Raw genomic sequence first — 3604 nt, 5'->3', positions numbered from 1 at the left:
GGCCGCGAGCGCCGCCGCCGCGCCCTGGCCGCTCGGACGACGCGGCTGCTGTGCGCCGGGGCGGTGCGCGGCGGCGACGCCACGGCCACCTGGATCAGCCCCGTCTTCACGCCCGCGGGGTGGTCCATCAGGGTGCTGCCCGCCGACCTGTATACCGGGCAGGGCGGCGTGGTGCTGGCGCTCGCCGCGTACGACAGGGAGGCGCGCGCCGGACGCGCCGACGAGGTGCCCGGCGTCGCCGAGACGCTCGCGGGGGCGCTGCGGGTCCTGGTCGCCACCGAGGACCGGACGCCCACGCCGTCACCGGGCGCCTTCAGCGGCGCCGCGTCGCAGGTGTGGACGTGGCTGGCGCTGCACCGGGTGCGCGGCGACGACCGGTTCCTGGAACGGGCCGCCGCGCGCGCCGCGCTGCTCGCACCGGGCCCGCTGGTGGACGACGACGCCGAGGTGGACCTCCTCAACGGGGTGGCCGGGGGAGTGGTGCCACTGCTGGGCCTGGCCGCGGCGACCGGGCAGGACCGCTGGCGGGACGCCGCCGCGCACCTCGGCCGCCGCCTGACCGGCCTGGCCGTCGTCGACGCGGACGGCGCCCGCTGGCCGACCCGGCTCAACCCCGAGGGCATCGGCGGCTTCGCGCACGGCGCCACCGGCATCGGCTGGGCGCTGCTGCGGCTCGCCCTGAGCGGCGCCGGCACCCCGGCCGAACGCGACGGCTGGTCCCGCCTCGCCGCACGCGCGTTCGCCTACCAGGAGTCGCTCTACGAGGCCGACCACGGCAACTGGCTCGACGCGCGCGCCGGCGCCGAGGAGGACTTCTTCACGAGCTGGTGCCACGGCAGCGCGGGCATCGGCCTCGGCATGCTCGACCTGTACCGGCGCGCGGGCGACCCGGCCCACCTCGACATGGCCCGCCGCGCCGCCCGCGCCTGCTCCGCCGAGGGCTTCGGCTGGAGCCACACCCTGTGCCACGGCGACCTGGGCCTGTGGGAGTTCCTGGCGGCCCTGGACCACGGCGATCCCGCCGACCGCGACGGCGAGCTGCTCACCGGCCTCGAACAGCGCGGCCCCGTCGGCGGCCTGGCCCGCGAGGCCTTCTCACCGAGCCTGATGTCCGGCCTCTCCGGAGTCCTCCACACCCTTCTGCGCATGCACCCCGAGGCCGCCCTGCCCAACCCCCTCCTCCTCGACTGACCGCCCGGGGCACCGCCCGGTCCCGCGTTTTCCGTACGCCCGACGCCGATCGTTGCGTTTCGGGGATGTCGTGGCCGCCGGTCGCGGAGGTTGACTGGGGCTGACGACGCGGCAGGCACCGGATGTTCCGCGGCGTGCCGGGAACGCCCTTCGGGCGGACGGCGACGCAGCGTGTCCGCGCGGTGCGGACGGCACCGGGCCTGCGCCCCCGGGCCCGTCGGCAGCTCGTCGACGGACCCGGAGCAGCTCTGCCTGGGCGAGCCGCGCCCGACCGGCTCCGAGGCCTGGAGGTGTGCCGATGCCTGTCACCGCGCGCGAGACGCTGGTGGCGGAGGCCGTGCTCGACCTGGCCACCCGCAGGGACCAGGAGGACGTGCTCCTCCTCCTGCACGACCTCACCGCGTACACGGTCTCCCTGCTGGGGTTGCGCGGCGCGGGTACGGCGGTCCTGAACGGGGCGGGGCGGGTGGACCGTCTCACCGCTTCCGACGAGCTGTGCGGGCGGCTGCAGGAGGACCAGTTCGCACTCGGCGAGGGCCCCTGCCTCGACAGCGCCCGCGCCGCCGGCGCACTGGCACCGGTCGCCCTGGGGCCCGGCGGTGTCGGCGCCGTGCTGTGGCCCCGGTTCGCCCCCCGCGCGGTGGACGCCGGCATCTGCGGTGTCGCCGTGGTGCCGCTGCGCACCGGACGGGACACCCACGGCGCCGTCACCTTGATGGCGGCCGTCCCCGAGGCCCTGAGCGCGCGGGCGATGCGCCTGGCGCAGGTCCTGGCCGACGCCGTCGGGGCCTGGCTGGGGCGGCGCACCAAGGACGAGATCACCGAGCAACTGGAGACGGCCCTGAACACCCGCGACGTGATCGAACAAGCCAAGGGCGCGCTCGCGGCGCGCCTGGAGATCAACGTGCACGACGCCTTCCGCCGGCTGCACTCGCACGCCCGCTCCCGGCAGCAGAGACTCGGCGACGTCGCCGGCCGCGTCGTGAACGGCTCCGTCCCGCCGGAACTCACCGAGCGGCCTCCGCATGCCGGCCGGTGACCAGCACGGCGCCCCGGACGCCACACCTTCGCCGGGCGAGACCCCGGCCCCCTCGTCCGCCCGCGTGTCCCCCGCCGCCCACACCGGACCCGGGCCGCGGGGCGTGCCCGCCGACACGGTGCGCTCGCTCGGCCTCGACGCCCTCACCATGAGCGTGACGGCCGGCGACGGCCTGCCGGAGCTGGTGTGGAGCCAACCTCCCGAGGGCCTCGGCCCCGAGCTGGAGGAGCTGCAGTTCGCCCTCGGGGACGGCCCCACGTTCGAAGCCGCCGGCCGCGGGCGCCGGGTGATGGAGCCGGACCTGGCCGCCACCGACCCCGCGCGCTGGCCCGCCTTCCTGCCGGTGGCCGCGCGGACCCCCGCCCGCGCCGTCGTCGCCGTCCCCCTGCGGCTCGGTGTCGCGGTCATCGGGGTGCTGGCGGGCTACCGCACCAGCACCGGCCCCCTGACGGACACGCAGCGGCGCGACCTCACCCGCCTGGCCCGGACGCTCCTGGCCCTGCTGCTGGACACGGTGGAGGTCCCGTCGGCCGACGGCACGGGAGCGCCGCCCGGCCTGGCACTGCGCCGCGCCGAGGTCCATCAGGCCACCGGCTACCTCTCCGTCCGGCTCGGCATCCCCCCGGGGCAGGCCCTCCTGCGGCTCCGCTCCCACGCCGCCGCCCACGACGTCCCGCTGACCGCCCTCGCCCGCGCCCTGTTCGCGGGATCCGTGCTCCCCGAGGACTTCGACCGGTGACCCCGTCCGCGCTCCCGGAGCCGCCCCCGACCACACCTCGGGACGAGAGTTGGCCGAAAATCGCCGCTCATTGGTCTGGACGCGACGCGTCTTCCCTGTCTGTTTGTCGACAGGCACGGCGTACTTCGAGGAGGACGAGGCGCCCTGAGGGGCGCAGAAACGTTTGATGTGGCCCGGGTGCTCCGGCGCAGGCCGCCTCCGGCACCCGCTGCCCCCGCCGCGCAGCCGACATCGCATAGCACGCACCTGATGGTGAAGAGACGTTTCACGACGAAATCCGCCAGGCGGAGGCTCCCGTTCAGAGTGCGTGGCAGGACCACCCGATCTTGTGACTAGCATGGCCCCGCGCAGGCCGTCGCGAGGGACACGCCAGGCGACGGGCGTCGCGCGCGACAGCACCGATGTGAGGGCGGGCCGGAAGGCCGCACCCCTGTGCCGACACCGAGGGGCCACGGAATGACACAGTCCGCCGATGGGCGTCCGCCCGGCATAGCCGGCACGCGGCGAACAGCATCCTCCTCGCCGCTGCTCCTGCTGGCGGTGGCCGCCGTGGGCGGCGCCGTGCCGGCGGCCCTCGCGCCGTCGGCCGCCCGCGGCTGGGTGGCGGCCGTGGCGGTGGGCGCCTGGCTGCTGCT

The 3604-nt window shown here is 76.5% G+C and carries 3 protein-coding genes; all 3 read left to right on the top strand.

The features are described from left to right. The coding region (locus IE330_RS38115; protein ID WP_308439087.1) for a lanthionine synthetase LanC family protein at window positions 1-1191 on the top strand (1191 nt) is incomplete at its 5' end. Between the two features lie 298 nt (window positions 1192-1489). Beyond that, window positions 1490-2230: an ANTAR domain-containing protein gene (locus IE330_RS38110; protein ID WP_190140762.1), complete on the top strand. Its 741-nt coding sequence runs from the start codon at window positions 1490-1492 to the stop codon at window positions 2228-2230. Next, the gene (locus tag IE330_RS38105; RefSeq protein ID WP_190140761.1) at window positions 2217-2969 is read left to right on the top strand and encodes a GAF and ANTAR domain-containing protein; all 753 of its coding nucleotides are present in this window, start codon (window positions 2217-2219) and stop codon (window positions 2967-2969) included. The genes IE330_RS38110 and IE330_RS38105 overlap by 14 nt, the downstream gene beginning before the upstream one ends. Window positions 2970-3604: the final 635 nt, after the last annotated feature.

The sequence above is a fragment of the Streptomyces longispororuber genome, from assembly GCF_014656095.1.
Taxonomy (GTDB): Bacteria; Actinomycetota; Actinomycetes; order Streptomycetales; family Streptomycetaceae; genus Streptomyces; species Streptomyces longispororuber.
This window is presented reverse-complemented; position numbering and strand designations above follow the sequence as displayed.

Excerpts from the sequence above, each read along its gene's own strand:
- IE330_RS38105 (WP_190140761.1), top strand. The coding sequence starts at position 2,217 with ATGCCGGCCGGTGACCAGCACGGCGCCCCGGACGCCACACCTTCGCCG.
- IE330_RS38110 (WP_190140762.1), top strand. The coding sequence starts at position 1,490 with ATGCCTGTCACCGCGCGCGAGACGCTGGTGGCGGAGGCCGTGCTCGAC.